This is a genomic window from Kribbella orskensis (genome assembly GCF_004342085.1).
Lineage (GTDB): Bacteria > Actinomycetota > Actinomycetes > Propionibacteriales > Kribbellaceae > Kribbella > Kribbella orskensis.
In genome coordinates this window covers 221,556-246,929 of sequence record NZ_SLWM01000006.1, presented here as the reverse complement: position 1 = coordinate 246,929, position 25,374 = coordinate 221,556, and the positions used below count along the sequence as shown (strand labels likewise).

Genomic DNA, 25,374 nt, shown 5'->3' with positions numbered 1-25,374 from the left:
TCAGTTCCGTTCAGGCGTGACCAGGCCGGTTTCGTAGGCGAGGACGACAGCTTGGGCTCGGTCACGGAGTGACAGTTTGGCGAAGATCCGGGCAACGTGGGTCTTCACCGTCGCTTCGCTGAGAGTCAGCTCCGTGGCGAGCTCCGCGTTGGACAGGCCGTGGCCCATCAGGGTGAGGACTTCGAGCTCCCGCGGCGTCAGTGCGGCGAGGTCGCGGTGGATCGCGGGCAGCGACGGCACGTGCTCCGACACCGCGAACCGTTCGACCAGGCGGCGGGTGATGGAGGGAGCGAGCAGCGCGTCACCGGTGTTGACCAGGCGGACCGCGTTGGCGAGGTGTTCGGGTGTGACGTCCTTCAGCAGGAACCCGCTGGCCCCCGCGGCCAAAGCGGCGTACACGTAGCGATCCAGGTCGAACGTGGTGAGCATGAGGACGCGGCAGTCCGGCGCCTCGGCGAGGATGCGCCGGGTGGCTTCCAGGCCGTCCATGGTCGGCATCCGGATGTCCATCAGTACGACGTCCGGTCGCAGCCGGCGTACCGCCTCGACCGCCTCAGCGCCATCGGCGGCTTCACCGACCACCTCGATGCCCCGCGCGGTCAGGATCATCCGGAACCCGATCCGCACCAGCGCCTGGTCGTCCGCGATCACGACCCGCGGTTCCGTCATGGGCGTTCCAGCGGGATCTTGGCCCGGACCCGGAACCCGCCGCCGATTCTCCGCCTGGCGTCGAGGTCGCCGCCGTACACCGCCACCCGCTGTCTCAACCCGAGCAGCCCTCGGCCCTCGGAGTCGTTCCTGGCCTGAGCCGGACGCCCGCCGGACAGGACACTCGGCCCGGTGTTCAGCACCTCGACGCGCAGCGCGTGGTCGGCGTATCGCACCGTCACCTCCGCCTTCACGCCGTCGCCGTGCTTCAGCGCATTGGTCAGCGCCTCTTGGATGATCCGGTACGCCGTGACGTCGACCCCCGCGGGAAGCGGTCGCGGCTCGCCCGAGATGCGGACCTCGACCGGCAGGCCGGCGAACGCAATCCGGTCGATCAGCGGGCTCAACCGGCTCAGACTGGGCTGCGGCGACAGCTGCTCGTCGTCCTGGCCGTCGGGCGACGGGGTGAGCAACCCGAGCAGGTGCCGGAGCTCGGTCATCGTGTCGCGTCCGGCCGCCTCGACCGCGAGCAGCGCCGCCTCGGCATCGGCCGGATCCGTCGCGAGTACCTGCCGGGCCGCGCCGGCCTGGATCACCATGACGCTCACGTTGTGGCTGACGATGTCGTGCAGGTCCTGGGCGATCCTGGCCCGCTCGGCGTCGACCGCGTTCCGCGCGGCGCTCTCCCGTTCCCGTTCCAGCAGCCAGCCGCGTTCCTCGAACGCCCTGGCATGAGCCCGCCTGGTCCGGACGAGTGCGACCGCCAGCAGCACGGCGGCAAGCAGGGCCACCACCGCGATCGGCAGCCAGATCGTGAACACATGGACCACTGTCCCAAGGCGCCCCGGTTTCCGCATCCTCCGCAGGTGGCACGCCGTACATCTCCAGGATGACAGGGCGGGAACGTTACGTCCGCAGGCTGACGTCCGGCGAGCGCGGCTGGGCCTAGCTTGAACGCATGACGGATGACGAAGGCAACGGACAGGCAGTCGTTCAGCTCAGCCGGGTGCGCAAGGAGTACGGCGAATCCGTCGCGCTGGACGGGGTGTCGCTGGAGATCCACGCCGGCGAGGCGGTGGCGGTGATGGGACCGTCCGGCAGTGGCAAGTCGACGCTGCTCAGCATGGTCGCGGGACTGGACCGGCCGACCTCGGGGTCCGTCGTGGTGCACGGCGAGGACCTGGGCACGCTCAACGAGAAGGGCCTGGCGCTCTACCGCCGTCGCCGGATCGGCATGATCTTTCAGTTCTTCAACCTGCTCGACGATCTGTCGGCGCTCGACAACGTCGCGCTGGCCGCGCAGCTCACCGGCACCTCGGCATCGCACGCCCGGAAACGCGCGCTCGAACTCTTCGAAGAGCTCGGCATCGCCGGTCGCCGCAACACGTACCCGGCCCAGCTGAGCGGTGGCGAACGGCAACGTGTGGCCGTTGCGAGAGCGCTGATGAACCGCCCGGCGGTGCTGCTGGCCGACGAGCCGACCGGCGCACTGGACACTCGTGCCGGCGAGCAGGTGATGGATCTGCTGCTCGACCTCAACCAGATCGGCCAGACGCTGCTGCTGGTGACTCACGACCAGCAACTCGCCACTCGGTGCGCCAGCCGCCTGGTCGAGGTCGTCGACGGACAGGTCGCCCGCGAGCGCAGCCTGGAGCGTACGGCGTGAGCGCCGTGTGGCCGGTGTCGCGAGCAGCGGTACGACGCCGCAGGCTCCAGACGCTCGTGATCGGTGTCGTCGTCGCGCTGTCCACCACGATGATCGTGGTCGCGCTAGGACTCCTGGCAGCCTCGACAGGGCCCTTCGACCAGGCGTACTCGCGTCAAAGCGGTGCACACCTCGTAGCGTCGTACGACCGGGCCAAGGTCTCAGACAGCCAGCTCACCGAGGCCGCTCGAGCGGCTGAGGCCTCAGCGGGCCCATTCGGTATGACCACCCTTGACCTGAACATCGGCGGGCCCCCGCTGTCACTTGTCGTGGTAGGCCGCGCGGACGCCGACGGGCCGGTCGACCGCCTCAACGTCTGGGAAGGCCGCTGGCCGGACAAGCCGGGCGAGATCGTGCTCAACCGGAACCCGGTCACCTCCAGTCGCGGACGCGGCGCGCCGGCGGTGGGAAACCAGCTCACCGTGCCTGGTGGTCCCACTCTGACCGTCGTCGGATTCGCGTACAGCGTGAGCGAGTCGGCCGACGCGTGGGTGACGCCTGAGCAGATGACCGCGTTGAAGCCGACCGCCAGTCAGATGCTCTACCGCTTCACTCAGTCGGCGACCAACGCGCAGGTCGCGGCAGGCGAGTCCGCGGTGACGGCCGGATTGCCGTCGGGCGCGCTGCTCGGCACGCAGTCGTACCTGGTTCTGAGGGCGGTTGCCACCGGCGAACCGAACACGTTCGTGCCGTTCCTGCTGGTGTTCGGTTGGCTCGGGCTGGCGGTCGCCGTACTCATCGTCGCCAACGTGGTCAGTGGTGCGGTGGTGGCCGGGTTCCGGCATATCGGCGTACTCAAGGCCCTGGGCTTCACGCCCACGCAGGTGATGGCGGTCTATCTCGCGATGATCTCCATTCCGGCGATCGTCGGTTGTGCGCTCGGGGTTGTCCTCGGCAACGTTCTCGCGGAGTCCTTGCTGACAAGGGCTTTCGAGAACTACGGCGCCGAGGGAGTCGGCGTACCCGTCTGGGTGGACGTGGCGGCGCTGGTCGGCGTACCGCTGCTGGTCGCGCTGTCCGCGCTGGTGCCTTCGCTGCGAGCCCGCAGTCTGTCGGCCGCCGAGGCGATCAGTGCGGGCAGCGCGCCCCGGGCCGGTCGTGGTCTGCGCGCTCAGCGTTGGCTCAGCGGCACGCGGCTGCCGCGGTCAGTGAGCCTTGGCCTCGGACTGCCGTTCGCCCGTCCGGCACGCACCGCCCTGACGCTGGCAGCCGTCGTACTCGGCGTGACGAGTGTGACGCTGGCAGTGGGTCTCGGGGAGTCGTTGACCACCTACCAGACGGCCGCGAGCCGCGCCGGCGCCGTCGACCTGACGATGTTCGGTGGGAGGGCGGAGAACGGTTCGCGGCTGGTTCCGGAGGGTGTTTCGCCGGCAGGACCCGTCGCGAAGTTGAGTGACTCCGCAGATGAGGCACTGCTGCGGTCGTCGGCGGGTGCTCTCTACGTGACGGCTAGCCATGATCTCCCGATGCGGTTGGCCGGGACGAAGCAGGACCTGCGGGTCACCTTCTATCGCGGAGACTCGAACCAGCTCGGCTATCGGGTGCTGGAGGGGCGCTGGCCCGACGGACCGGGGCAGGTGGCCGTGTCCGAACGGTTCCTGCGGCAACGGGGCGTCGCGGTCGGCGACACGATCGCGCTGCAGTCCGGCGGCAAGAGCACGCAGGTGCGGATCGTTGCCAAGGTGCTGTACAACTCGGGCGAAGAGGTGCTGTCGAACTGGGAGACGCTCGCGCTCGTCGCGCCTGGCACCGAGGCGACCACCTACGAGATCCAGCTCAAGCCGGGCACCGACATCGATGCGTATGTCAAAGCCGTCCAGGCCGGCGACTCCGGCCTCGAGGAGGTACCGGGACAGGATCCAGGCCCGTTCATCGCGATCGTGCTGGCGACCGTCATCCTGCTCACCCTGATGCTCGGGACCGTGGCCGCACTCGGCGTCTTCAACACCGTCGTCCTCAACACCCGCGAACGCCGGCGCGACCTGGGCATGCTCAAGTCGATCGGCATGACACCGGCCCAGGTCACGCTGATGGTGGTGACCTCCATGGCCGCGCTCGGCGCCGTCGGCGGCCTGCTCGGCATCCCGATCGGCATCATCGCCCACCGCCTGGTCGTCCCCGCGATGGCCAACGGCGCCCAGGTCGAGATCCCCGACTTCATGCTCGACGTCTATCCTTTGGGCCTACTCGCCCTCCTGGTCCTGGCCGGCATCGCCATCGCCGCTCTAGGCGCCTTCCTCCCAGCGCGCTCCGCCGCCAGAGCCACCATCGCCGAAGTCCTCCACAACGAGTGACTGTCGGTCGCCGTTGGTAGGAATGCCTGCATGGCTGATAGACCGCCATCCGGGGAGTCATGGCCGGGATGCTCGGCCAGCGCCAACACCACGAAGTCCGGCTGCCGTACTAGAGAGTCTCCAGCTCGGCGAGGGATGTCTCCAGGTGGGCCAGGAGGCGTTGCAGGTGGGGCACCGTGGTGCGGCAGCCGGTGAGGCCGAAGTGCAGTCGGTGGTCGTAACTGGTGACGCTGATGTTGAGCGCCTGGCCGTTCAGGACGATCGACGCCGGGTACATCCCGAGCAGCCGCGAGCGGTTCCAGTACAGCGGGCTCTCGACCGGCCCGGGGATGTTGGAGATCACCACGTTGTACGGCGGGGTGGTGCGGCCGGCCAGTCCGGGGATCACCGCGGCGGGTCCCGCCGAGGCGAGGCCGAGTGCTCCGATCATCAAGTTCTGCAGGGGTGTCAGCCCGGACAGCACCCTCTTGCCGTAGGTGGTCGAGTCCATGATGCGGCGGATCCGGCGCTCGGGGTCCCGCTCGTCGGTGGCGAGATCCGCGATCAGCGTGGTGAGGGAGTTGCCGCCGCCCGGCGCCTCCTTGTCGGCACCGCGCAGCGACACCGGCACCATCGCCGTCAGCCCCTTGTCCGGCAGGGCGTTCAGCTCCAGCAGGTAGTTGCGCAGGGCACCTGAACACATCGCCAGCATCACATCGTTGAGGGTGGCGCCGGTGATGGCGCGGACCTTCTCGAGCCGCTCCGTCGGCCAGGACTGCGCGGCGAACCGCCGGGCCCCGGTGATCGGCTGGTTGAGGATCGTCCTCGGCGCCTGGAACGCCACCGACGAGTGCTCGGCTTGCAGCGCCCGCAGAGCACCCCGCAAAGCGACCGGCGACAACCCGGCCAGGTCCGCCAGCACCCGCCCGGCACCACCCGCGGTCCGCCCGGCCGCCGCGACCAGACTGGCCGGGGAGAATCCGCCGGGCGCGGCCGCCGAGGTGAGCCCGGTCGCCGCGGTCTCCTGCTCGGGCAACGCGTACGGCGCCGGCATCCCGGTCCGGGCCGGGTCCGGACTGAGCATCTGCTGCATCCAGCGGAGCGCGGTGACGCCGTCCATCATCGAGTGGTGGACCTTGGTGTAGACCGCGAACCAGCGACCGTGCACCCCCTCGATCAACTGCATCTCCCACAGCGGCCGGCGCCGGTCGAGCAGCGTGCCATGCAACCTGCTGGTGAGCTCGAACAACTCCCGGTACCGCGCGGGCCGGGCCAGCCCGGACAGCCGGACGTGGTACTCGAGGTCGATCTGCTGGTCCTGGCGCCACGACCAGTAGCCGAGGTCGAGCGGTCGGTTCCGGACCCGCCGGGTGAAGACCGGGTTGACCGTCTGGTTCTCGACGATGTCCTGGTAGAGCCGCGACACGTAGTCCCGTGTCCCGTCCGGGAACACCTGGTCGCGAGCGCCGTCCGGCAGCTCGAACAACATCAGCCCGCCGACATGCATCGGCTGCTCGCGCGTCTCCCCCAGCAAGAACATCGCATCCAGCGGCCCCACCGCGCTCATCAGCCCTCCCGCTCTCCAGATGCCTTCTGCAAGCTATGACCTAACTGCCGAGACAGCAAACGGCGGGGGTACCTCCGTTCTGGAGGCACCCCCGCCGTTGCGTGGTCGTCAGTCCAGCGGGCGGTAGTTCAGGCCGAGGGACCCGATCCGGCTCAGGTGCGGGCGCAGCCGGGTGAGGAAGTCGTCGTACGACGTCTTCGGGGAGCCCCAGGCACGTTCGGCGAAGGCGCTGAGGCGGGGCAGCAGCATGTAGCCGACCTGGTCGGGACCTTCCATGTACTCCGTCCAGACCTGGCACTGGGTGCCGACGATGCGGGCCTGCTCCTCGGCGGTCAGGCCGGGCGGGATCACCTCGAAGTCGTACACCTTCTCCAGCGGGGTGAAGTGGCCGATCGCCAGCGGCTCGGTCTCCGGGTTGCCCTGGTAGTAGTCGAAGTACACAGACTGGTTCGGCGCCATCACCACGTCGTGGCCGGCCTTGGCCGCCACCTCACCGCGATCCGGGCCACGCCAGGCCATGATCACGGCGTCCTTCGGGCAGTCCGTCTCGACCATCTCGTCCCAGCCGACCAGCCGCCGGCCGTCCTCGGTGAGCACCGCCGCGACCTGCGCGGTGAACCACCCCTGGAGCTGCCCGGCGTCGGTCAGCCCGAGCTCGGCCTGCCGCGCCTGCGCCGCCTCCGCGGTACGCCACTGCACGTCCGGGCACTCGTCGCCGCCGAGGTGGATGTACGGGCCGGGGAAGATCTCCAGCACCTCTCGCAGTACCGTCCGGACGAACTCGACCGTCTCGTCGTTCACGTTGAGCACGTCGTCGCTGATGCCCCAGATCTGCCGGACGCCGAGCTGGGTGTCCGGGTTGTTGCCGAGCTCCGGGTACGCCGCGATCGCCGCCTGCATGTGGCCCGGCAGGTCGATCTCGGGGACGACGGTGATCCCGCGCTCGGCGGCGTACGCGACGATCTCGCGCAGGTCGTCCTTGGTGTAGAAGCCGCCGTGCCGTGTCCCGTCGTAGCTGAACTCGGTCTGGCCGTGCGACATCTTGCCGACCATGGTCTCCGGCCGCCAGGCGCCGACCTCGGTGAGCTTCGGGTACGCGTCGATCTGCACCCGCCAGCCCTGGTCGTCGGTGAGGTGCAGGTGCAGCACGTTCATCCGGTGCAGGGCGATCGCGTCGATGATCCGGAGTACGAAGTCCTTCGGCATGAAGTGCCGCGCGACGTCGAGCATCATCCCGCGCCACGCGAAGGCCGGGGCGTCCGCGATCCGCACCGCCGGTACGGCGACCGCCCCGTCCTCGGCCGGTACGGCGGAGTCCAGCAACTGCCGGTAGGTCTGCTCGGCGTGCCGGAGCGCGTCCTCGGAACCGGCGGACAGCCGCGCGCCGCCGGGCGTCACGTCGATCCGGTACTCGGTCTCGCCGAGGTTCTCCACCACGGTCCGGACGGCGTCGGCGGCCGGGTCCGAGGTGATCCACTGGCCGTCTTCGGTGACGAGCTCGCGGGGGGCTGGGACGATCGCGATCGGTTCGGACATCCGGACTCCAGTCAGGGTCGATGCTGCCACGTCGGTGCGACCATACCCGCGCAGACCACCGCGGGCACAGGTCAGGTCCACGCTCCGAACTGCGCACAAGTCACCCGCAGGAGCACTGCCGAGCAGTTCTCGGCACGCTAATCCGGCTGCCGGGACGGCGTTCCGATGAGAAGGTGAGCGGGTGACCGCCGACTCCGCCCGCCCCGCCGACGCAGTACCGACGACCGCTGCCGACCTGCAGCGCGGGACGTTGCGCGTGCTCGTGGTCAGCAACGTGCTCGGCGGAGTGGCCGTGGCCAGCGGGTTCGCCGTGGCCGGACTGCTCGCGGAGAACATCTCGGGGTCGACGTCGATGGCCGGGCTCGTCGCCACCTCGACGACGCTCGGGGCCGCGATCCTCGCAGTACCGCTCGCGCGCCTGGCCCGGTCGCAGGGACGCCGGGTGTCGCTCACGATCGGCTATCTGATCGCGGTCGCCGGCGCGCTGCTCAGCATCGTCGCGGCGCAGATCGACTCGCTCGCCCTGCTGCTGCTCGCCGGCTGCCTGTTCGGCAGCGGCTCCGCCTCCAACCTGCAGGCCCGGTACGCCGCGACGGATGCGGCTGACCCCAAGCACGTGGCCAGGTCCCTCTCACTGGTGGTCTGGGCGACCACCATCGGTGTCGTGGTCGGCCCCAACCTCACCGGCGTCGGCGGCTCGGTCGGTACGTCGGTCGGCGTGATGGCGCTCGCCGGGCCGTACATCTTCTCGGTGGTGGCCTTCACTCTCGCACTGGCGGTCGTGTGGATGGGGCTGCGCCGGCTGCAGCAAGTGACCGTGCGAACCAAGGTGGAGCGGCAGCCGCTGGCAACGACCTTCCGCCGGGTGATGGTGATTCCCCAAGCCCGCCTGGGGTTGCTGTCGATCGCCGCCGCGCACTCCGTGATGGTCGGGGTGATGTCGATGACCTCGGTGCACCTGCGGCACCACGGCGCCTCGCTGACGATCGTGGGGTTCGTCATCAGCGCTCACGTGGCCGGCATGTACGCCCTGTCCCCGGTGATGGGCTGGCTGGCCGACCGGATCGGTCGCATCCCCACCATCGGCGTCGGCCTGGCCATCCTGGCCGCGGCGATGACGTGTGCAGCGTTGGCTCCGGACGAGGCGCACAGCCTCACCGGGCTGGCACTGGTCCTCCTCGGACTCGGCTGGTCCGCCTGCCTCGTGGCGGGGTCCACCTTGCTGTCCCGGTCGGTGCCGGAGGACATCCGCACCTCGGCACAAGGGCTGTCGGACCTGACCATGGGCGCCTTCGCCTCCATCGCGGGCATCGCCGCCGGCCCGGTTCTCGCCCACCTCGGCTTCCACTGGCTCGCCGTGCTCTGCGGCATGTTGCTCATCCCGGTCGCGGTGCTGGCCGTGGCGACCTCGGCGAAGCTATTGCCTCAGGCAACGTAGAGCCTGGTCCTCGCGCCCGGCTTGAAACCGATGGACTGGTAGAGCGCCCGCGCCGAGGGATAGCCGTCGTCGCCGCGAGGGCAGACCCTGGCGTCAGTGCCACCGGCGTCGCGCAGGGCGTGCAGCGCGGCAAGGTTGACCGCCTGCCCCAACCCCCGACGCCTGTACTCCGGGGCGCAGCCGACCGGCTCCACCAGGCCGACACCATGCACCTCGTCCAGCCAGATCAGCGCGCTGGCCGCGAACTCGCCGTTCGGGGCCTCGACGATCCAGTCGAGCTCGGGCCGGTAGGGCCAGGTGCTCATCACCGCGGCGAAGTCCTCGTCGGTCACTTTCGACGGAGCCAGGTCGGACCAGGCGGCACGATGGCCCGCCGCCCGCTTCTCCACCTCATCCGGTCGCACGTGCCGGAGGGTGAACCCGTCGGGCACCACCGGAGTACGGAGATCGCTCAACGACATGTCGTGGTGCGTGAAGAACGGGGCCTCGTCGTCCGGGTGGAAGCCGGCAGCTTCCAACGCGGAGACGAGGTGGGTCTCCTCCTCGAGGACGCTGCAGGCTCCCTCGGGGACTAGTGCCCGGTACCAAGCGATGACCTCAGCGGCGGCCTCGGGCCGGACCGGGTCGACGACGAGCAGGAGGTGGTCGGGCAACTCCGCCCAGCCCCAGGCGACCACCTGGCCGTCGTCCTCCCACAGCGCAGTACGCCAGGTGTCCCCGCGCCGGCCGAAGTTCACGCTGCGCTCCCACGCCACGTCGCCGATGTGCAAGCGCGACCGTGGACTCCAGGTCCGCTGCACCAGGTCCTGCATCAACCGGAGATCGTCGGGTCCCTCGTAGTCACGGCGTCGCACTCGAACCTCCGGGTCAGCGAGTCAGGCGGCCAGCATTGCTGCTCGGGACCGCCTGCTCAACCTATATACATTTCCCCGGACCGCCATCGTTTTGAGTTGCGGGAGGCAATTAAGGTCTTGGGTATGGCGAGCATCGCTGAGGGTGGGATTCCGAGCCCCAACATCTGGCATCACCCCGGCGTCTACGAGGTGGAGAACCGGGCGGTCGATCCGGACGGCGTGCTCGAGCCGGCTATGCGGCAGGTGCGGGACTGGGCCGGGGCGACGGTGCTCGACCTGGGCTGCGGTACCGGGTTCCACCTGCCAATGTTCGCGGCGACCGCGGCGCGGGTGATCGGGGTCGAGCCGCACGGCGACCTGGCGGATGCGGCGCGGCGGCGGACCAAGGATCTGGCGAACGTCGAGGTCCGGCAGGGGACCGCGCAGAAACTGCCGGTCGGTGGCGCGTCGGTGGACGTGATGCACGCGCGCTGGGCGTACTTCTTCGGCCCGGGCTGCGAGCCGGGGCTGGCCGAGCTGGACCGGGTGATGCGGCGCGGCGGCACCGCGTTCGTGATCGACAACGACGGCAGCCGGTCGACCTTCGGGCGGTGGTTCAGCGAGTGCTACCCGAAGATCAAGGCGGCTGAGGTGGAGCGCTTCTGGACCGCCCGCGGCTGGCAGCGGACCGAGCTCGACATGGGCTGGCGGTTCGAGCGCCGCGAGGACCTCGAAGCGGTGATCCGGATCGAGTTCAAGCCCGCCGACGCCGAGCGCATCATCGCCTCGCATCGGGGCGTCGAGGTCGACTACGCCGTCAACCTCTGGAGCAAGACCTACTGAGAGCTCAGCCACCCACCAACACCTCGGCGGCGCGCGGATCGGCTGCAGAGACCCGGTTGTCCCCCTAAGGTGAACATTCGCACCGACTGGGGAGGCGCCAGGCCGGAATGGACGGACTGCTGCTCGAAGGGTTGCCAGGCATACCGCGGCAACTCCGCATCGACGTAGGCGAGCAGCGAGCCCTGGTGGTCGCCAACGCGGCCGCTGCCCGGCAGGTGGCCGACGTCGTCGCCGGACTCGACGAACCACCCCAAGGTGCCGTAGTGAAGACCAGCGGCGGGGTCCGGCTAGTCCCTGCCGAGGGCGGACTCCTTCCACACCTCACAGTGCTCGGCAACGTCGTCCACGGCCACACGGTGACTCACCGAGTGACTCGACGCGCGGCCGCCGACGAGTGCCGCGTCACTGCGACCCGCTGCGGCCTCGAGGACGTGCTGGAGCGCTACCCGCACGAGATCACCCCTGGCCGTCGCCGCCTGGCCGGAGTAGCTCGTGCACTCCGAGCACACCCCGCGGTGATCGTCCTCGAGGATGCCGCCGGCCTACCGACCTGGGGATCGCTCCTGCGATTCGACCACAACCCCGAGCTCTGGTCCGCCGCACTCCTGCTCATCACCACAGACCCGGCTCGTACTACGGGGTTCCACCATGCCGAGTAGCCGCAGAGCCTTCCTCGGAGCCGCAGCCACACTGGTAGCCGCCGGCTGCTCCGGTACTCCGGACGTGCTCGGCCTGCGCCGCAGTGTCCGGGTCGCCGTGAGCTGGAGTGGTACCGAGCTCCGCGCCTTCCACAGCGTGCTCGAGGGGCTCGGCGAACTCGACTACCCGGTCGAGGTGATCCCGCTCGGCGACGACATCTCCACCGCCTTCGGCTCGCGTTCTGCCCGGCGGCCGGACATTGTGATGCTCCCCCAGCCCGGGCTCGTCCCCGAGCACGTCCACGACCTGGAATCGATCCCGGACGACCTGGCGGCTCGTGGCCGGGCCCGGCTCTGGGACGAACTCCTGGTGGTCGACGGCACGACGTACGGGGTGCCGTTCAAGACCGCGCACAAGTCAGCGGTCTGGTACCGGCCGTCCATGCTGCAGAAGGTCGGGCTGGAGCCCCCGAGGCTCTGGTCCGACTGGCTCGAGCTCAACCGGTCGCTGTCGCTGGCAGGCATCCGGCCGCTGTCGCTGGCGGCTGGGGACGGTTGGGTGCTCACGGACTTCCTGGAGAACGTGCTGCTCGGCGCCTCGCCTTCGACGTACCGGGCGCTGGCGACCACGGCGAAGCCCAAGCCTTCGGAGCAGCCGCAGTTCGCGGCCGCGCTGAGGCTGCTGGGCACGATGTGGTCGGCCCCGGGGACGCTGGCTGGTGGGGTCGAGCGTTCGCTCGTGCAGCAGTTCCCCGACGCGATCGTCGAGGTGTTCGGGCATCGCCGGGCCGCGATGGTGCTCGCCTCGGACTTCGCCGAACCCGTGGTGCGCTCGTTCGCCGCGGACCCGGCGGACATCGGCATGTTCACCTTCCCGCCGATCAGCCCGGGCGCCGCGGCTCCGGTGGTGGTCGGCGGTGACGTCATGGTGCTGCCGCGGCCATCGACCGACGACGCCAAAGACCTGGTACGCCGCCTCGCCGACCCTGCCGCGTTGGATCCCTGGATCGCTTCCGGCGGATTCCTCGCCGACGGGCGGACCACGGGTTACTCCCCCGAGCTCACCCGGCTGGCGGAGCAACTCGTGGCACCCGGTACGTCCTTGCAGTTCGACCTGTCCGACCGGTTGAAACGGCTGGGCGACATCAACGGGCTCTGGCGAGTGCTGACGGACTTCCTGGTCCGGATCGGCAACCGCGGCAGCGACGTCGTGCCGGGCGCGGTGGAGTCCGCGCTGGCCGAGCTCGGCGCAGTGGAGAAGGTGGAAGGCTGATGGGGCTGCAAAGCAACGGCCTGACGCTCGAAGTGGTCGGCCGCGAGATCAGCGGACGCCCCGTGCCGGGCAAGCCGCGCCGACCCGCGAGCCCTTATCTACTGGGGCTTCCTGCCTTGCTGTTGAGCAGCCTGCTGCTGATTCCCGTCGGCGTGACGGTCGTCGCTGCCTTCAGACGGCCCGACGGTTCCTTCGGTCTGGGGAACTTCGCGGTGATGGGCGACCCGGCCGCACTGCATGCCGTCGGCAACAGCCTGGCCTGGATCGCGGTGGCGCTCGGCCTGGTCGTGGTCGGCTTCCTGCTGGCGCTGGTGAGCTACCGGTTGCCCGGGCTGTCCACGTTTCTCCAACCTGCGTTGGTGATTCCGTTCGCTGTCTCGGTATTGGTATCAGGCGCGACCTTTCGGCTGATCTACGACGCGTCGCCGGAGCGCGGCCCGGTGACAGCCGTCGCGACCCGGTTGTTCGGGTCGAGCCCGGTGTGGCTGGGGCCGGGGCTGTTCTGGCTGGTGCTGGTGTCGGCGTTCGGCTGGACCTGGCTCGGGTACGTCGTATCGCTGTTCCGCGCCGGCCTGGACGCCATCCCGGACGACGTGAGCCGGACTGTCGCTGCTGAAGGTGTGACGGGCTGGCGGCGGCTGTTCGCGCTCGAACTGCCGCTGCTGAGGCCGATCACCGGGGTGGTGACGCTGACACTGGTGATCGCCGCTGTGCGCGTCTTCGACCTCATACTCATCGTGGTGCCCGGGCCGATGCAGCGGGACGCGGACGTGCTCGGTCTGAACTGGTGGCGCGCTACTAGTACGGGGGAGCCGGCCGGTCGCACTGCCGCACTCGGTGTGGTGTTGTTCGCGATCGTGGCCGCTGTCGCGGTGATCGGCGTGCGCGGGCTGCGTCGGCGCCGGTGGGCGATGCCTGTCGCTGTGGTGAAGCCTGATCCGTCGCTGGGCCGGTCGAAGCCCAGTCGCCGGGTCCGGAGGATCGGCTGGACTGTCGGGTTCGCGGTCGGCCTGTTCTGGATCCTGCCGGCTGTCGTGCTCGTCGCAACGGCGCTGCACTCGCCACGTGAGGCAGGGCTTCATGGTTGGTGGTCCACGGCCGGGCTTGGGCTTGATTCCTTTGCTGCTGCGGCCAATGCGGGGCTGTTGCGGGCTCTGCTGTCCACTGTGCTGATCTCGGCTGTCGCGACGATCGTGCTGCTGGTCATCGCCGTCCCGACCGCCTATCTGGTGGCCTGGGGCGGACTACCGCAGTGGTTGGGGCGAGTGGTCACCTCTGCGTTCGTGGTGCTGGCCGTGACGCCGGTGCAGATGTACGCCGCGCCGCTGCGGGATGCGATCTCCGCCGCTGGGCTTGCCGGGTCGCGGGTCGCGCTGGCCTTGGTACACGCTGCTGCCGGGCTGCCGTTCGCGGTGTTGTTGCTGCGCTCGGCCTTTGCGTCGGCTCCCCCTGTGCTCGTTGCCGAGGCTCTCCAGGGGCCCGCGCGACAGAGCGCAGTACTGGCGACTGTGCAGCGGACGTATCGGCCCGCGTTGGTTGCTGTTGCCGTGCTGGAGTTCGCGTTGGTGTGGAACGACTTCATCGTCGGCTTCTTGATCAGCGGCTCCGGTACTACGCCGTTGTCGCTGGTGTTGTGGGGCGAGGCGCGGCAGTTCGCGTCCTCGAGTGGAACAGTGGCGGCGGCTGCGGTGGTGGCGTCCGTGGTACCCGTTGTGCTGCTGTTGTCGTTCTGGCCGACCGTGGTGCGTGGGCTGACCGTGGGGAGCAAGCCGTGACGCCTCCCGCTGACGAAAAGGCTGACGAGCAGCCGCCCGAGAAGCCCGCGAAACAAGAACGGCGGCGCGGGGACTTCTTCGGGATCAGCGCGCTCGCGTCCGCGCTGCTGTCCGGGCTCGCGGGCGACAAGCTGTCGCAGAGCCTCGACAGCGGCGGCTGGGTGAGTGTCGTCGGCTTCAGCCTGACGATCCTGTTCGCGCTGATCTGGGCGATCTACAACGCACCTGTCGGCCTGCGCCGCTTCCGCCGGTGGCGCGCCGGTACGCCGCACGAGCCCGGCGAGCTCCGCACGGCGGCTGAAGAAGCCGAGCAGTGGTCGATCTCGCTCGGCTCGGACGCAGGTGGCATGGCCGCCGCCGAGTGGTTCCAGCAGCACGAACCGCGGCTGCGGGAACTGCTGTCCGACGAGAAACCCCGGGATGAGAACGCGGACGACATCGCCCGGATCTGCGACGCCTTGGAGGGCTGGTACCTGCGCCGCCGAGAACCGGCGCTACTGCTGGAGTTGAGCGAGTTCCTGTCGGCTGTGGCTGATGGTTGTGGCCGCCGGGACCTCGCAGAACTCGCCGCGGCCCGGGCGGCAACGGCGTACCGGCTGATGGGTGAGCTGGAGGCGGCGAGCACGCGGCTGGGGATCTCCGACAACGTCGCGCCCGCGCGGCGTGGGCACAGCCGTACGGCGGCGGCCCTGACCACCAGGCGACAGGTCGAGCGAGCTCTGCTGCACCTGGCTCGCGCCGAGCAGGCACCGGCCGGCAACGACCGCGACGAGGCCGTCCTGAACGCCCGCGATCGCCTGGACGACGCCCGGCTCAGTAGACCGGGCCCGGACTTCGCCGGCGAGATCGCGATCCACATCAACCTCGCGATCGTCCACCTCTACCAGCAGGACCCCGAGAGCGCGCTCGACCAGTTGCGCCCGGCCGCCGCGCAGGCGTCCTCGGCGGGCGATGCCAGCGGTCTCGCCCACGCTCTCGAGCTGACCGGCGTGGCTGCCTGGATGCAGCGGAACCCGCAGGAAGCCAAGAAGTGGTGGCAACAGGCCGAACACCTGTACTCCGAGATCGACGAACGCGAAGGCCAGGCCCGCTGCCTCCAGCACCTCGGCTCAGCGGAAGTGGTAGCCGGCCGCCTGGACAACGCCCGAGCCATCCTGGAACAAAGCGCCACCCTCCGCGACGCCGACAGCTCGCACCCCCTCCTCACCAAGTACCTCAAAGCCACCCGCCACCCCACGGATCCCCAACCCGCCTTCCCTGAAGACTCCCCTCGCCACACCCCTTCCTGGCTCCACCATCTACTGAAGCGTTGGCGCTCCTGATCTCGCGCCGACAAGAAGAACCGGGCGAGCTGTGGACAGGCTGACGAGGATTGTCGGCGGAGTCGCCTAGGTTTGTCGGCATGGTGAAGGCAGCGGGGTCGACGAGGTCGAAGGCGGGCAAATCGCCGTTCGCCTGCAGCGAGTGCGGCTGGACGACAGCCCGCTGGATCGGACGCTGTGGCGAGTGCCAGGCGTGGGGCACGGTCGCCGAGGTCGGTGCCCCAAAGGCTGCCCGGATCACCGCGGGCCCGGTCTCCTCACCTGCCATGCCGATCGCCAAGGTCTCCGCGATCGAGGCCGAGTCACGCCCGACCGGCATCGGCGAGCTGGACCGCGTCCTCGGCGGCGGTGTCGTCCCCGGCGCGGTCATCCTGCTCGCGGGCGAGCCAGGCGTCGGCAAGTCAACCCTCCTCCTCGAGGTAGCCGCCCAGTCCGCCCGCCGGGGCCAGCGCACCCTCTACGTCTCCGGTGAAGAATCAGCCGCCCAGGTACGCCTCCGCGCCGGCCGCACGGATGCTCTGGTCGATGAGCTGTACCTGGCCGCCGAGACCGACCTTGGCGCCGTTGTCGGCCAGGTCGACGCCGTGGACCCGTCCTTCCTGGTGATCGACTCGGTGCAGACGATGGCGCACCCCGAGGTCGATGGGGCGCCCGGCGGTGTCACCCAGGTCCGCGAGGTGACCGGCGCCCTGGTCCGCCTCGCGAAGGAACGCAACATCGCGGTCGTGCTCGTCGGCCACGTCACCAAGGACGGCGCGATCGCCGGACCACGGATGCTGGAGCACCTGGTCGACGTCGTGCTCGCGTTCGACGGCGACCGGCACTCGGGCTTCCGGATGGTGCGCGCGACGAAGAACCGCTTCGGCCCGTCCGACGAGGTCGGCTGCTTCGACATGGTCGACACCGGCATCGTCGAGGTGAGCGACCCGACCGGCCTGTTCGTCTCCGAGCACTCCGAGCCGGTCGCCGGGACCTGCGTGACCGTGATGATGGAGGGCCGCCGCCCGTTGCTCGCCGAGGTCCAGGCGCTGGTCGGCCCGTCCGCCGCACCACAACCCCGCCGTACGACGTCCGGGCTCGAGTCGTCCCGCGTCGCCATGGTCCTCGCCGTGCTGGGGAACAGGGCGGGCCTGAAGCTGACCGACCAGGAGGTGTACGTCGCGACCGTGGGCGGGGTGAAGATCACCGAGCCCGTCGCGGACCTCGCGGTAGCCATCGCGGTCGCGTCCTCGGTGATGGACAAACCGATCCACCCCGGCCTGATCTCCATCGGCGAGGTCGGTCTGGCAGGAGAGGTCCGTCGCGTCGGCGGCCTGGAGAAACGCCTCGCCGAGGCCGCCCGTCTCGGCTTCACCAAGGCGATCGTCCCCGCCGACACCCCCAACCGCGGTAAAGACCTCAAGCCCATGGACATGCAAGCCAAGTACGGCCTCCGAGTCTTCGCCGCCGGCGACATCCGAGCCGCCCTCCTCGCCGCCGGCATCGCCTGACCCGCCAAGACTTCCCACCAACCTGCCGTTACCGACTGGCACTACCTACCTGGACCACCGACCCGGCCCCGCCGACCCGGCACTATCAGTCAGGTCCCCCGACCTCGCGCCCGGGCTAGCACCTCGACCAGGCGCCCGGTCTAGCACCACCCGATCTGTCGCTACCGGCCCACCGCCACCGACCTAGCGTCCTGTGCGGCGCCATCTGTCTGGACCAGTGAACTGTCCGCCACGCGCCTCGCCCCTGCTGAACTGACTCCACACTGCAACCCCCGGGGCGTGCATACCCGACTTCGACCACTGAGCAAGTGTGACGTTTCCCCTTGTGGATAAGGCGATCCGGGGCTCTGACGGTTTGCGAACCGTCCATCACTCACACTAGTATCGAACACATGTTCGTCTGCGATGTGACTGAGCTCAGTGCGGCCGAGACGCTCGCCTCGGCCGCGCGGCTGCACGCGCAACGCAACCGCGCCGACGTCGAGCTGCTCGAACTGGCCCTGCACTTCGCCGACCTGCACCCCGACCCCGCCACCGTGCCCGGCCACCACCGCGTCCCCGGCGGAGAACGCGGCGTCGTCTACGGCGGACCGGGCTGCCCGGCGGTCGCGGAGTTCGCCGTGGCCGAGTTCGGCGCCGTGATCGGCCGCTCCACCGGCTCCGCGACCGCGTTCTTCGGCCAGGCCCTGGCGCTGCGCCACCGGCTGCCCCGGATCTGGGCCCAGGTCCGCTCCGAGCACGCCACCGCCTGGAAAGCCTGCACCATCGCCACCGCCTGCCTCAACCTGTCCGAACAGGCCGCCGCGATCGTCGACGCCGAACTCGCCGGCATCGTGGACACCGTCACCCCGCACCGGATCGCCAACATCGTCCGCGCCGCGCTGTGGCGAGCCGACCCCGACGCCGCCCAGGCCGCCGCCGAGGCCCGAGCCAGACAACGCGGCGTCTGGCCCGGCCGCACCGACGAACACGGCACCACCACCTTGTACGTCAAGGCCGCCACCGGCGACATCATCCGCCTCCACGCCACCCTCACCCAGCTCGCCGACGCCCTGGCCGACCTCGGCGACACCGACCCCCTCGACCAACGCCGCGCCAAAGCAATCGGCATCCTCGCCGACCCAGAACTAGCCCAACAACTCCTCACCATCGCCCACCACCTCACCCAAGAGGCGCCCACCCCAAACCACCCGCCCAACCAAGACGCGCCCACCACGACCACGCGCACGCCGACCCCCACCTCGGCCACGCGCACGCCTACCCCGACCTCAGCGTCCGCGCCCGCATCGGCGCCCGCCCCAGCCGCGGATGAACAGTCCGCGGACGACCGGCCCGACGGCACGCGGAACATGGATGAACCGGGCGACGACGAACAACGCGTCGACGACCCCGGACAGAACCACGAACCCGGCCCGGACGCTGAGCCCGGCCCGGACGACGAAGCCGACCGCGACGCGCCACACCCCAGCGAGCCGGCATTCGACGAACGATCCGAACCACGACCAGCACCCGACCACAGCGCCACCAACAGCGGCAGCAGCGCCAGCCTTCACCTCGGCACGCCTGAAACCTCCGGCGCCGGGATGGACGCCGCCGCGCGCCGCGAACTCGCCCGGAAACTAGCCGCCATCAAACAAGACGCCCACAGCAACCACCCCACCAGCGGCGCCGGCACCACCGACAACCGCACCGAACGCGGGCGCAAGCACGCCCGGACCACCACCCTCTACGTGCACATCACCGACCAGACCCTGCTCACCGGCGGCGGCATCACCCGCGTCGAACGCTTCGGCCCCGTCTACGCCACCCGCCTCGAAGAACTCCTCGGCCACGACCAGATCACCGTCAAGCCCGTCATCGACCTCAACAACAAGATCAGCGTCGACGCCTACGAAATCCCCCGCCGCATCCGCGAACACCTCAAACTCACCCACCCCGTCGAACAATTCCCCTACGGCACCGCAGAAACCACCAACCACACCGACCTCGACCACATCCAGCCCTACACCTTCAACACCACCGGACCACCAGGCCAAACCAGCACCACCAACCTCACCCCGCTCCGGCGCTACAGCCACCGGGTCAAAACCCACGGCCACTGGACCGTCCACCGCCTCAACGACGGCGCACTCGAATGGACCACCCGCCACGGCTACAAATTCCGCGTCGACCACACCGGCACTCACCCTCTGACCGACGGCATATGACGATGGAGGACCACCCGGTGCTCCCGCCAGTCAGGATGATGGCGCCGCCGGGCTGCGCCTTCATCGCGGTCAACCGCTCGGCCACGTCGCGGTTGATGACTGTGGTGTTCCGGTCGGCGTGGGCGAGGCTGGTGGAGACGATCACCTTCGGCGTCTTGCGCCAGACGGGGGCAAAGGCGAGGTCGTGACCGCACCGACGCGCGTGCCTCGCAGTACGGGTGGTGAGACGGGTGTCCGTGGGGCGGGAGACCGGAAAGTACTCTGGGGTCGCCCCCAACCGGCCTCCGACCCAGGCCGGCCCCGACCTGAGGAGCACTCGGAATGACCGGTTCGAAAGTTGTCGCCCTCGGCCACTACCAGCCGGAGCGAGTGCTCACCAACGTCGAGCTGGCCACGATGGTCGAGACCAACGACGAGTGGATCCAGAGCCGGGTCGGGATCCGCGAGCGCCGGATCGCCGCGCCGGACGAGCAGGTGGACGAGATGGCCTGGCGGGCCGCCGAGAAGGCGATCGCGAACGCCGGTCTCGACACCGCCGAGATCGACATGGTCGTCGTCGCCACCTGTACTGCGATCGACCGCTCCCCCAACATCGCCGCCCGGGTGGCTGCCCGGCTCGGGCTGGGTAGTCCCGCCGCGCTGGACGTGAACACGGCCTGTTCCGGGTTCAGCCACGCGCTCGCCACCGCCGACCACGCGATCCGCGCTGGTGCCGCGTCCAAGGCGCTGGTGATCGGGGTCGAGAAGCTGAGCGACTTCACGGACTGGACCGACCGGACCACCTGCGTCCTGATCGGCGACGGCGCCGGTGCGGCCGTGGTGGTCGCCACCGAGGAGCCGGAGATCGGCCCGGTGGTGTGGGGTTCGGTGCCGGAGATGTCGGAGGCGGTCCGGATCGAGGGCCGCGACGGGAAGTTCGCCCAGGAAGGGCAGAGCGTCTTCCGCTGGACCACCACGCAGCTTCCGGTGATCGCCCGGCAGGTCTGCGAGAAGAGCGGCGTCACCCCCGAGGAACTCGGCGGTGTCGTGCTGCACCAGGCCAACCTGCGCATCATCGAACCGCTGGCCAAGCGCCTCGGCGCGGTCAACGCGGTGGTCGCCCGCGACGTGATCGAGTCCGGCAACACCTCCGCGGCGAGCATCCCGATCGCGCTGTCGAAGCTGGTGGAGAGGCGCGAGGTCCAGGCCGGCGCCCCCGTCCTCCTCTTCGGCTTCGGCGGCGGCCTCTCCTACGCCGGTCAGATCATCCGCTGCCCCTGACCCCTCCCGGGAACTGACCCCCCTCCCGGGAACTGCCCCCTCCCGGGGAACTGACCCCCCTCCCGTCAGCTGCCCTCTCCCGGGAACTGACCGCCTCCCCCGAACTGACCCCCGCGAGGTGTCAGCATTCGCGCGACGGTCGGCGGCGCCCGGCGGTGCGGCGTACAGGGGGATTGGGCGAGCAGGTGGAGGCGCAGCGTGAGCGCGGTCGTGCGTTCACCGGAGGACCGGGGCGCGCGCTGCGAGCTGCGGTTGGTGGTGTGGCGGGGTGGGGGGTTCGGCGCCGGCAGGTGGCCGTCGTGGCGCTGGGACAGTTCGTCTTGCTGTGGACGCCGTGGTGCTCCGACTTCGACCCGGACGTGGGTGGGGTGATACCTCACAACGCGTTGCAGGTCGATAGCCACTGGCCGGTGCTGGCACTCTCGATCCCCTTGCTGGTCGCCGTCGGGCTCCTGCCACCTGGGCGGCCATGGCCCGCACTGCCCGCCATCGCCGGCCTCGCCGTTGTGCTCGGCGTGTACTTCAGCAGGGACCCCGAGCCCGCTCGCAACACCTTCGACTTCATGTACGCGTGGACGAAAGCGCCGATCCTCGCCATGGCTCTGTGGGTACTGCTGATCGCGATCACCGCTGCCAGTTGGCGGTCTGTGGGCAAGCCATCGGAGCGGCGGCTGCTCGCGCAGCGCACGGTGGTGTTCGCCTGCGGCATCGGGCTGCTCGTCACCATGGCGGCCGGGTGGGCGCAGATCACCTTGGTCGAATCGAGTGGATCCGACATCATCCTCGAGACGACTCCGGCCGACCACGATCCGATCGCCAGTACCGGCCTGAGCATGCTCGGCCAACCGAACCTGGAAAGCTACGCTCTGGCCGGGATCGTCATCCTGATGGGGCTCCTGCTCCTGCTGCCCGCCCAGCAGACGATCACAGCCTTCGTGGCAGCTCTGGGACTGGTGTCCACCGCGGCGTTCATGCTGCTGGTACTGCCGAAAGTCCGCTCGATGGGCAGTCCCGAGTTCGCCATCGACTGGCTGCCCGCGCCGTACCTCGCGCTGATCCTCTGGGCCGCCGCGCTCACCGCGAGCTGGCACGCCCGATCACGTTCGAGAGCCGGAAAGCCCTGATTTCACGTGTGCACGAGCGGTTGCACGGTCTGATGCACGGGCGTTTGTAAATGCGACCCGATCGCCGTCGCATGACTGGCCGGAAAGCAGGTGGGTCGGTCACAAGGCACGTCTGAGCCGCATAGACTCAGGGACCGTGGCCACGAATTCCGACAAGAACAGCACCGACGCCCGGATGCGCGCGACCCTCGCCGCCGTGGCTCCCGGTACCGAACTGCGTGAAGGCCTGGAACGAATCCTGCGGGGCCGTACCGGCGCCCTGCTGGTCCTCGGACAGGACAAGGTGGTCGACTCCATCTCGACCGGTGGCTTCGAGATCGAGGTGGAGTTCACCGCCACCGGTCTGCGTGAGCTCAGCAAGATGGACGGCGCGATCATCCTCGACCGCGACATGAGCCGGATGCTGCGTGCCGCCGTGCACCTGATGCCGGACCCGTCGATCCATACCGAGGAGACCGGCACGCGGCACCGCACCGCCGACCGCGTCGCCCGGCAGACCGGCTTCCCGGTGATCTCGGTGTCGCAGTCGATGCACATCATCGCGCTGTACGTCGACGACCAGCGCTACGTGCTCGAGGACTCCGGCGCGATCCTGTCGCGGGCCAACCAGGCGCTCGCCACCCTGGAGCGGTACAAACTCCGCCTCGACGAGGTGTCCGGGACCCTGTCCGCACTGGAGATCGAGGACCTGGTCACCGTTCGCGACGTTGCCGCGGTCGCGCAGCGGCTCGAGATGGTCCGCCGGATCGCCACCGAGATCGACGGGTACGTCATCGAGCTCGGCACCGACGGCCGCCTGCTCACCCTCCAGCTGAACGAGCTCGTCGCCGGCGTCGCGGGTGAACGCGAACTGGTCGTGCGGGACTACCTGCCGCCGGCCAGCGGGCGTCGCTCCAAGACGGCGGACGACGTACTGCTGGAGCTGGACGCGGTCAGCCCGACCGATCTGCTCGACATCGGCCAGGTTGCTCGCGCGTTGCAGCTGGGTGGGGCCGAGCAGCTGGACGCCGCGGTCACCCCGCGCGGCTACCGCCTGCTGGCCAAGGTGCCGCGTCTGCCCGGTGCGGTGATCGACCGCCTGATCGAGCACTTCGGCCACCTGCAGAAGCTTCTCGCCGCCAGCATCGACGACCTGCAGACGGTCGACGGCGTCGGCGAGAACCGCGCCCGGACGGTCCGCGAAGGCCTGTCCCGGCTGGCCGAGTCGAGCATCCTCGAACGCTACGTCTGACCTTCCGTACTCCGAACGCGGCTCCGGCTGAGCTTTCAGCCGGCGCCGCGTTTTTGCGTCCACTCGGGCTTGCGTGACCGCCGTCGCGCGAGTAATACTCCACGTGGATCAATTCACGCCGACTATTCCGGGCGGAGGACCATGACGGAGCTGACCCCCGTCGGCATGGCCGTGCTGGCCCTGCTGAACGAGCGGCCGATGCACGCCTACGAGATGTTCCAGGTGCTGATGAGCCGCGAGGAGGACCGCTTGATCAAGGTCCGGCTGGGCACCGTGTACCACACGGTCGAGCGGCTGGCCGGTCAGCAACTGGTCGAGGCGACCGGCACCGAGAGGGCCGGGAACCGTCCCGAGCGCACCACCTACGCGATCACCGCCGAGGGATCCGCCGCCCTGCGCCGGCGGATCAGCGAAGCGATCGAGACCCCGGTGTACGAGTACCCGCTCTTCCCGGTGGCGCTCAGCGAGGCCCACAACCTGCCGGCCGACGAGACCGTGCGGGTGCTGAACCGGCGCCTCGAACTACTGCGGAAACAGGTGGACGAGATCGAGGCGACGATCGAACGGGTCCGGACCGAGGACGTCGAAGAGGCGTACTGGTTCGTGGCCGACTACCTGCGCACCCAAGCCGTCGCCGAGCGTGACTGGCTCCAGACCATCGTCAACCGGATTGAGAGCAAGGACCTGCCATGGCCGTACCGCAGCAAGAAAAGCTGAGCCCCGACGTGCGGCCGTGGCCTGCGCTGTGGGCCCTGGTGCTGGGCTTCTTCATGATCCTGGTCGACACGACCATCGTCTCGGTGGCGACACCCGCGATCCTGAACGAGTTGCGGGCCGATGTCGGCACGGTGGTCTGGGTGACGAGCGCCTACCTGCTCGCGTACGCCGTACCGCTGCTCATCACCGGGCGGCTCGGCGACCGGGTCGGCCCGAAGAAGCTGTACCTGGCCGGGTTGACGCTGTTCACCCTCGCGTCGGTCTGGTGCGGCCTGACCACCTCGATCGAGATGCTGATAGTCGCGCGGGTGTTCCAGGGCCTGGGGGCGTCGATGATGACGCCGCAGACGATGGCGGTGATCACCCGGATCTTCCCGCCGAACGAGCGCGGCCGGGCGATGAGCCTGTGGGGTGCGACCGCGGGCGTCGCGACCCTGGTCGGCCCGATCCTCGGCGGCGTGCTGGTAGACGGCCTCGGCTGGCAGTGGATCTTCTTCGTGAACGCGCCGATCGGCGTGGTCGGCTTCGTGCTCGCGTGGCGGCTGGTGCCGGACCTGCCGACGCACGAGCACAAGTTCGACCTGCTCGGCGTGGCGCTGAGCACGATCGGCCTGTTCTGCCTGGTGTTCGGTATCCAGGAGGGACAGAAATACGACTGGGGCCAGATCAAGGGACCGCTCTCGGTCTGGTCGCTGATCATCGCCGGCCTGGTGTTCATCGCGCTGTTCCTGGTCTGGCAGGCGCGGATCAAGACCGAGCCGTTGCTGCCGCTGTCGTTGTTCAAGGACCGCAACTTCTCGCTGGCGAACACCGCGATCACGACCGTCGGGTTCGCGATCACCGCGATGGCGTTCCCGTTGATGCTGTACGCGCAGACCGTGCGCGGGCTGAGCCCGACCCGGTCGGCGCTGCTGCTGGTGCCGATGGCTGTCATCTCGGGTGTGCTGGCGCCGTTCGTTGGCCGGCTGACCGACAAGGCGCCGCCGCGGTTCATCGCCGGGTTCGGCCTGCTGTGCTGCTCGGTGTCGCTGTTCTGGCTCAGCCAGGTGATCGAGCCGACGGTGCCGATCTGGGAACTGTTGCTGCCGATCGCGCTGCTCGGGGTCGCGAACGGCTTCATGTGGGCGCCGATCGGCAGCACCGCGACGCGGAACCTGCCGATGCACCAGGCCGGAGCGGGCGCGGGTGTCTACAACACCACCCGTCAGGTCGGCGCGGTGCTTGGCAGCGCGGGCATCGCAGTACTGATGGAGTCGCGGCTGGCGGCGAACCTGCCGATGGTGCCGGGCGGCGCGACGGCAGGCGAGGGTGGCGGCGGCAAGTTGCCGGAGGCCCTGCACCAGGGCTTCAGCGACTCGATGGCACAGTCACTGATGCTGCCCGCCGCCGTTCTGGTGATCGGGCTGATCGCCGCGCTGTTCTTCACCAAGCCCAACTACCTCGAGCGGCCGGCCGACACGACCACCGCGAAAGCCGAAGCAGCGTAGGGATCCA

General features: G+C 69.5%; 21 protein-coding genes. 16 read left to right on the top strand and 5 right to left on the bottom strand.

What is annotated here, in order from left to right; genetic code table 11:
* Complete coding sequence (locus EV644_RS19050) at positions 1 to 669, bottom strand: response regulator transcription factor (protein WP_132189633.1); 669 nt, start codon at positions 667 to 669, stop codon at positions 1 to 3.
* Positions 666 to 1,469: a sensor histidine kinase gene (locus EV644_RS19045; RefSeq protein ID WP_241998372.1), complete on the bottom strand. Its 804-nt coding sequence runs from the start codon at positions 1,467 to 1,469 to the stop codon at positions 666 to 668. The genes EV644_RS19050 and EV644_RS19045 overlap by 4 nt, the downstream gene beginning before the upstream one ends.
* 137 nt (positions 1,470 to 1,606) lie before the next feature.
* Between EV644_RS19045 and EV644_RS19040 the strand changes: the two genes are divergently transcribed.
* Entirely contained in the window at positions 1,607 to 2,314 is a 708-nt protein-coding gene (locus tag EV644_RS19040; RefSeq protein WP_132189631.1) for an ABC transporter ATP-binding protein, read from the top strand.
* Positions 2,311 to 4,647: an ABC transporter permease gene (locus EV644_RS19035; RefSeq protein ID WP_132189630.1), complete on the top strand. Its 2,337-nt coding sequence runs from the start codon at positions 2,311 to 2,313 to the stop codon at positions 4,645 to 4,647. The genes EV644_RS19040 and EV644_RS19035 overlap by 4 nt, the downstream gene beginning before the upstream one ends.
* A 109-nt stretch (positions 4,648 to 4,756) precedes the next feature.
* On the opposite strand, the gene EV644_RS19030 is transcribed toward EV644_RS19035, so the two are convergent.
* On the bottom strand, positions 4,757 to 6,193 hold the full coding sequence (locus EV644_RS19030) for a WS/DGAT/MGAT family O-acyltransferase (protein WP_132189629.1): 1,437 nt from the start codon (positions 6,191 to 6,193) through the stop codon (positions 4,757 to 4,759).
* Between the two features lie 108 nt (positions 6,194 to 6,301).
* Complete coding sequence (locus EV644_RS19025) at positions 6,302 to 7,729, bottom strand: beta-N-acetylhexosaminidase (protein WP_132189628.1); 1,428 nt, start codon at positions 7,727 to 7,729, stop codon at positions 6,302 to 6,304.
* Between the two features lie 181 nt (positions 7,730 to 7,910).
* Between EV644_RS19025 and EV644_RS19020 the strand changes: the two genes are divergently transcribed.
* On the top strand, positions 7,911 to 9,167 hold the full coding sequence (locus tag EV644_RS19020) for an MFS transporter (RefSeq protein ID WP_132189627.1): 1,257 nt from the start codon (positions 7,911 to 7,913) through the stop codon (positions 9,165 to 9,167).
* Here the strand turns inward: EV644_RS19020 and EV644_RS19015 are convergent.
* Positions 9,155 to 10,021, bottom strand: a complete 867-nt coding sequence (locus EV644_RS19015; RefSeq protein ID WP_199239893.1) for a GNAT family N-acetyltransferase — start codon at positions 10,019 to 10,021, stop codon at positions 9,155 to 9,157. The two genes, EV644_RS19020 and EV644_RS19015, sit on opposite strands and share 13 nt — an antisense overlap.
* A gap of 123 nt (positions 10,022 to 10,144) precedes the next feature.
* Between EV644_RS19015 and EV644_RS19010 the strand changes: the two genes are divergently transcribed.
* The 13 genes from EV644_RS19010 to EV644_RS18950 all read left to right on the top strand — a co-directional run bounded on the left by EV644_RS19010 (position 10,145) and on the right by EV644_RS18950 (position 25,367).
* Positions 10,145 to 10,843, top strand: a complete 699-nt coding sequence (locus EV644_RS19010; RefSeq protein ID WP_132189626.1) for a class I SAM-dependent methyltransferase — start codon at positions 10,145 to 10,147, stop codon at positions 10,841 to 10,843.
* A 107-nt stretch (positions 10,844 to 10,950) separates the two neighbouring features.
* Complete coding sequence (locus EV644_RS19005; protein ID WP_132189625.1) at positions 10,951 to 11,502, top strand: P-loop NTPase family protein; 552 nt, start codon at positions 10,951 to 10,953, stop codon at positions 11,500 to 11,502.
* Complete coding sequence (locus EV644_RS19000; RefSeq protein WP_132189624.1) at positions 11,492 to 12,754, top strand: ABC transporter substrate-binding protein; 1,263 nt, start codon at positions 11,492 to 11,494, stop codon at positions 12,752 to 12,754. Before EV644_RS19005 ends, EV644_RS19000 begins: the two co-directional genes overlap by 11 nt.
* Positions 12,754 to 14,529, top strand: a complete 1,776-nt coding sequence (locus tag EV644_RS18995) for a sugar ABC transporter permease (protein WP_132189623.1) — start codon at positions 12,754 to 12,756, stop codon at positions 14,527 to 14,529. Before EV644_RS19000 ends, EV644_RS18995 begins: the two co-directional genes overlap by 1 nt.
* Entirely contained in the window at positions 14,526 to 15,851 is a 1,326-nt protein-coding gene (locus EV644_RS18990; RefSeq protein WP_132189622.1) for a tetratricopeptide repeat protein, read from the top strand. The genes EV644_RS18995 and EV644_RS18990 overlap by 4 nt, the downstream gene beginning before the upstream one ends.
* Before the next feature lie 80 nt (positions 15,852 to 15,931).
* Positions 15,932 to 17,341 carry a DNA repair protein RadA gene (gene radA / locus EV644_RS18985; protein ID WP_132189621.1) on the top strand — a complete coding sequence of 470 codons (1,410 nt, stop codon included), beginning with the start codon at positions 15,932 to 15,934 and terminating at the stop codon, positions 17,339 to 17,341.
* Between the two features lie 392 nt (positions 17,342 to 17,733).
* The gene (locus EV644_RS18980) at positions 17,734 to 19,548 is read left to right on the top strand and encodes a hypothetical protein (RefSeq protein ID WP_132189620.1); all 1,815 of its coding nucleotides are present in this window, start codon (positions 17,734 to 17,736) and stop codon (positions 19,546 to 19,548) included.
* A complete protein-coding gene (locus EV644_RS18975) occupies positions 19,545 to 19,736 on the top strand; it encodes a hypothetical protein (RefSeq protein WP_132189619.1) in 192 nt (63 codons plus the stop codon). Before EV644_RS18980 ends, EV644_RS18975 begins: the two co-directional genes overlap by 4 nt.
* A gap of 133 nt (positions 19,737 to 19,869) precedes the next feature.
* Positions 19,870 to 20,808, top strand: a complete 939-nt coding sequence (locus EV644_RS18970) for a beta-ketoacyl-ACP synthase III (protein ID WP_132189618.1) — start codon at positions 19,870 to 19,872, stop codon at positions 20,806 to 20,808.
* Between the two features lie 299 nt (positions 20,809 to 21,107).
* Positions 21,108 to 21,932: a hypothetical protein gene (locus tag EV644_RS18965; protein WP_132189617.1), complete on the top strand. Its 825-nt coding sequence runs from the start codon at positions 21,108 to 21,110 to the stop codon at positions 21,930 to 21,932.
* Between the two features lie 136 nt (positions 21,933 to 22,068).
* Positions 22,069 to 23,163 (top strand): DNA integrity scanning diadenylate cyclase DisA, encoded by a 1,095-nt coding sequence (disA, locus tag EV644_RS18960; RefSeq protein ID WP_241998371.1) that lies wholly within the window; start codon positions 22,069 to 22,071, stop codon positions 23,161 to 23,163.
* Between the two features lie 141 nt (positions 23,164 to 23,304).
* Positions 23,305 to 23,880, top strand: a complete 576-nt coding sequence (locus EV644_RS18955) for a PadR family transcriptional regulator (RefSeq protein ID WP_132189616.1) — start codon at positions 23,305 to 23,307, stop codon at positions 23,878 to 23,880.
* Positions 23,853 to 25,367, top strand: a complete 1,515-nt coding sequence (locus EV644_RS18950; protein WP_132189615.1) for a DHA2 family efflux MFS transporter permease subunit — start codon at positions 23,853 to 23,855, stop codon at positions 25,365 to 25,367. Before EV644_RS18955 ends, EV644_RS18950 begins: the two co-directional genes overlap by 28 nt.
* Positions 25,368 to 25,374: the final 7 nt, after the last annotated feature.

Excerpts from the sequence above, each read along its gene's own strand:
- EV644_RS19040 (WP_132189631.1), top strand. The coding sequence starts at position 1,607 with ATGACGGATGACGAAGGCAACGGACAGGCAGTCGTTCAGCTCAGCCGG.
- EV644_RS18970 (WP_132189618.1), top strand. The coding sequence starts at position 19,870 with ATGACCGGTTCGAAAGTTGTCGCCCTCGGCCACTACCAGCCGGAGCGA.
- radA (WP_132189621.1), top strand. The coding sequence starts at position 15,932 with ATGGTGAAGGCAGCGGGGTCGACGAGGTCGAAGGCGGGCAAATCGCCG.
- EV644_RS18950 (WP_132189615.1), top strand. The coding sequence starts at position 23,853 with ATGGCCGTACCGCAGCAAGAAAAGCTGAGCCCCGACGTGCGGCCGTGG.
- EV644_RS19050 (WP_132189633.1), bottom strand. The coding sequence starts at position 669 with ATGACGGAACCGCGGGTCGTGATCGCGGACGACCAGGCGCTGGTGCGG.
- EV644_RS18955 (WP_132189616.1), top strand. The coding sequence starts at position 23,305 with ATGACGGAGCTGACCCCCGTCGGCATGGCCGTGCTGGCCCTGCTGAAC.
- EV644_RS19010 (WP_132189626.1), top strand. The coding sequence starts at position 10,145 with ATGGCGAGCATCGCTGAGGGTGGGATTCCGAGCCCCAACATCTGGCAT.
- EV644_RS18980 (WP_132189620.1), top strand. The coding sequence starts at position 17,734 with ATGTTCGTCTGCGATGTGACTGAGCTCAGTGCGGCCGAGACGCTCGCC.
- EV644_RS18975 (WP_132189619.1), top strand. The coding sequence starts at position 19,545 with ATGACGATGGAGGACCACCCGGTGCTCCCGCCAGTCAGGATGATGGCG.
- EV644_RS18995 (WP_132189623.1), top strand. The coding sequence starts at position 12,754 with ATGGGGCTGCAAAGCAACGGCCTGACGCTCGAAGTGGTCGGCCGCGAG.
- EV644_RS19005 (WP_132189625.1), top strand. The coding sequence starts at position 10,951 with ATGGACGGACTGCTGCTCGAAGGGTTGCCAGGCATACCGCGGCAACTC.
- EV644_RS19000 (WP_132189624.1), top strand. The coding sequence starts at position 11,492 with ATGCCGAGTAGCCGCAGAGCCTTCCTCGGAGCCGCAGCCACACTGGTA.
- EV644_RS19030 (WP_132189629.1), bottom strand. The coding sequence starts at position 6,193 with ATGAGCGCGGTGGGGCCGCTGGATGCGATGTTCTTGCTGGGGGAGACG.
- EV644_RS19025 (WP_132189628.1), bottom strand. The coding sequence starts at position 7,729 with ATGTCCGAACCGATCGCGATCGTCCCAGCCCCCCGCGAGCTCGTCACC.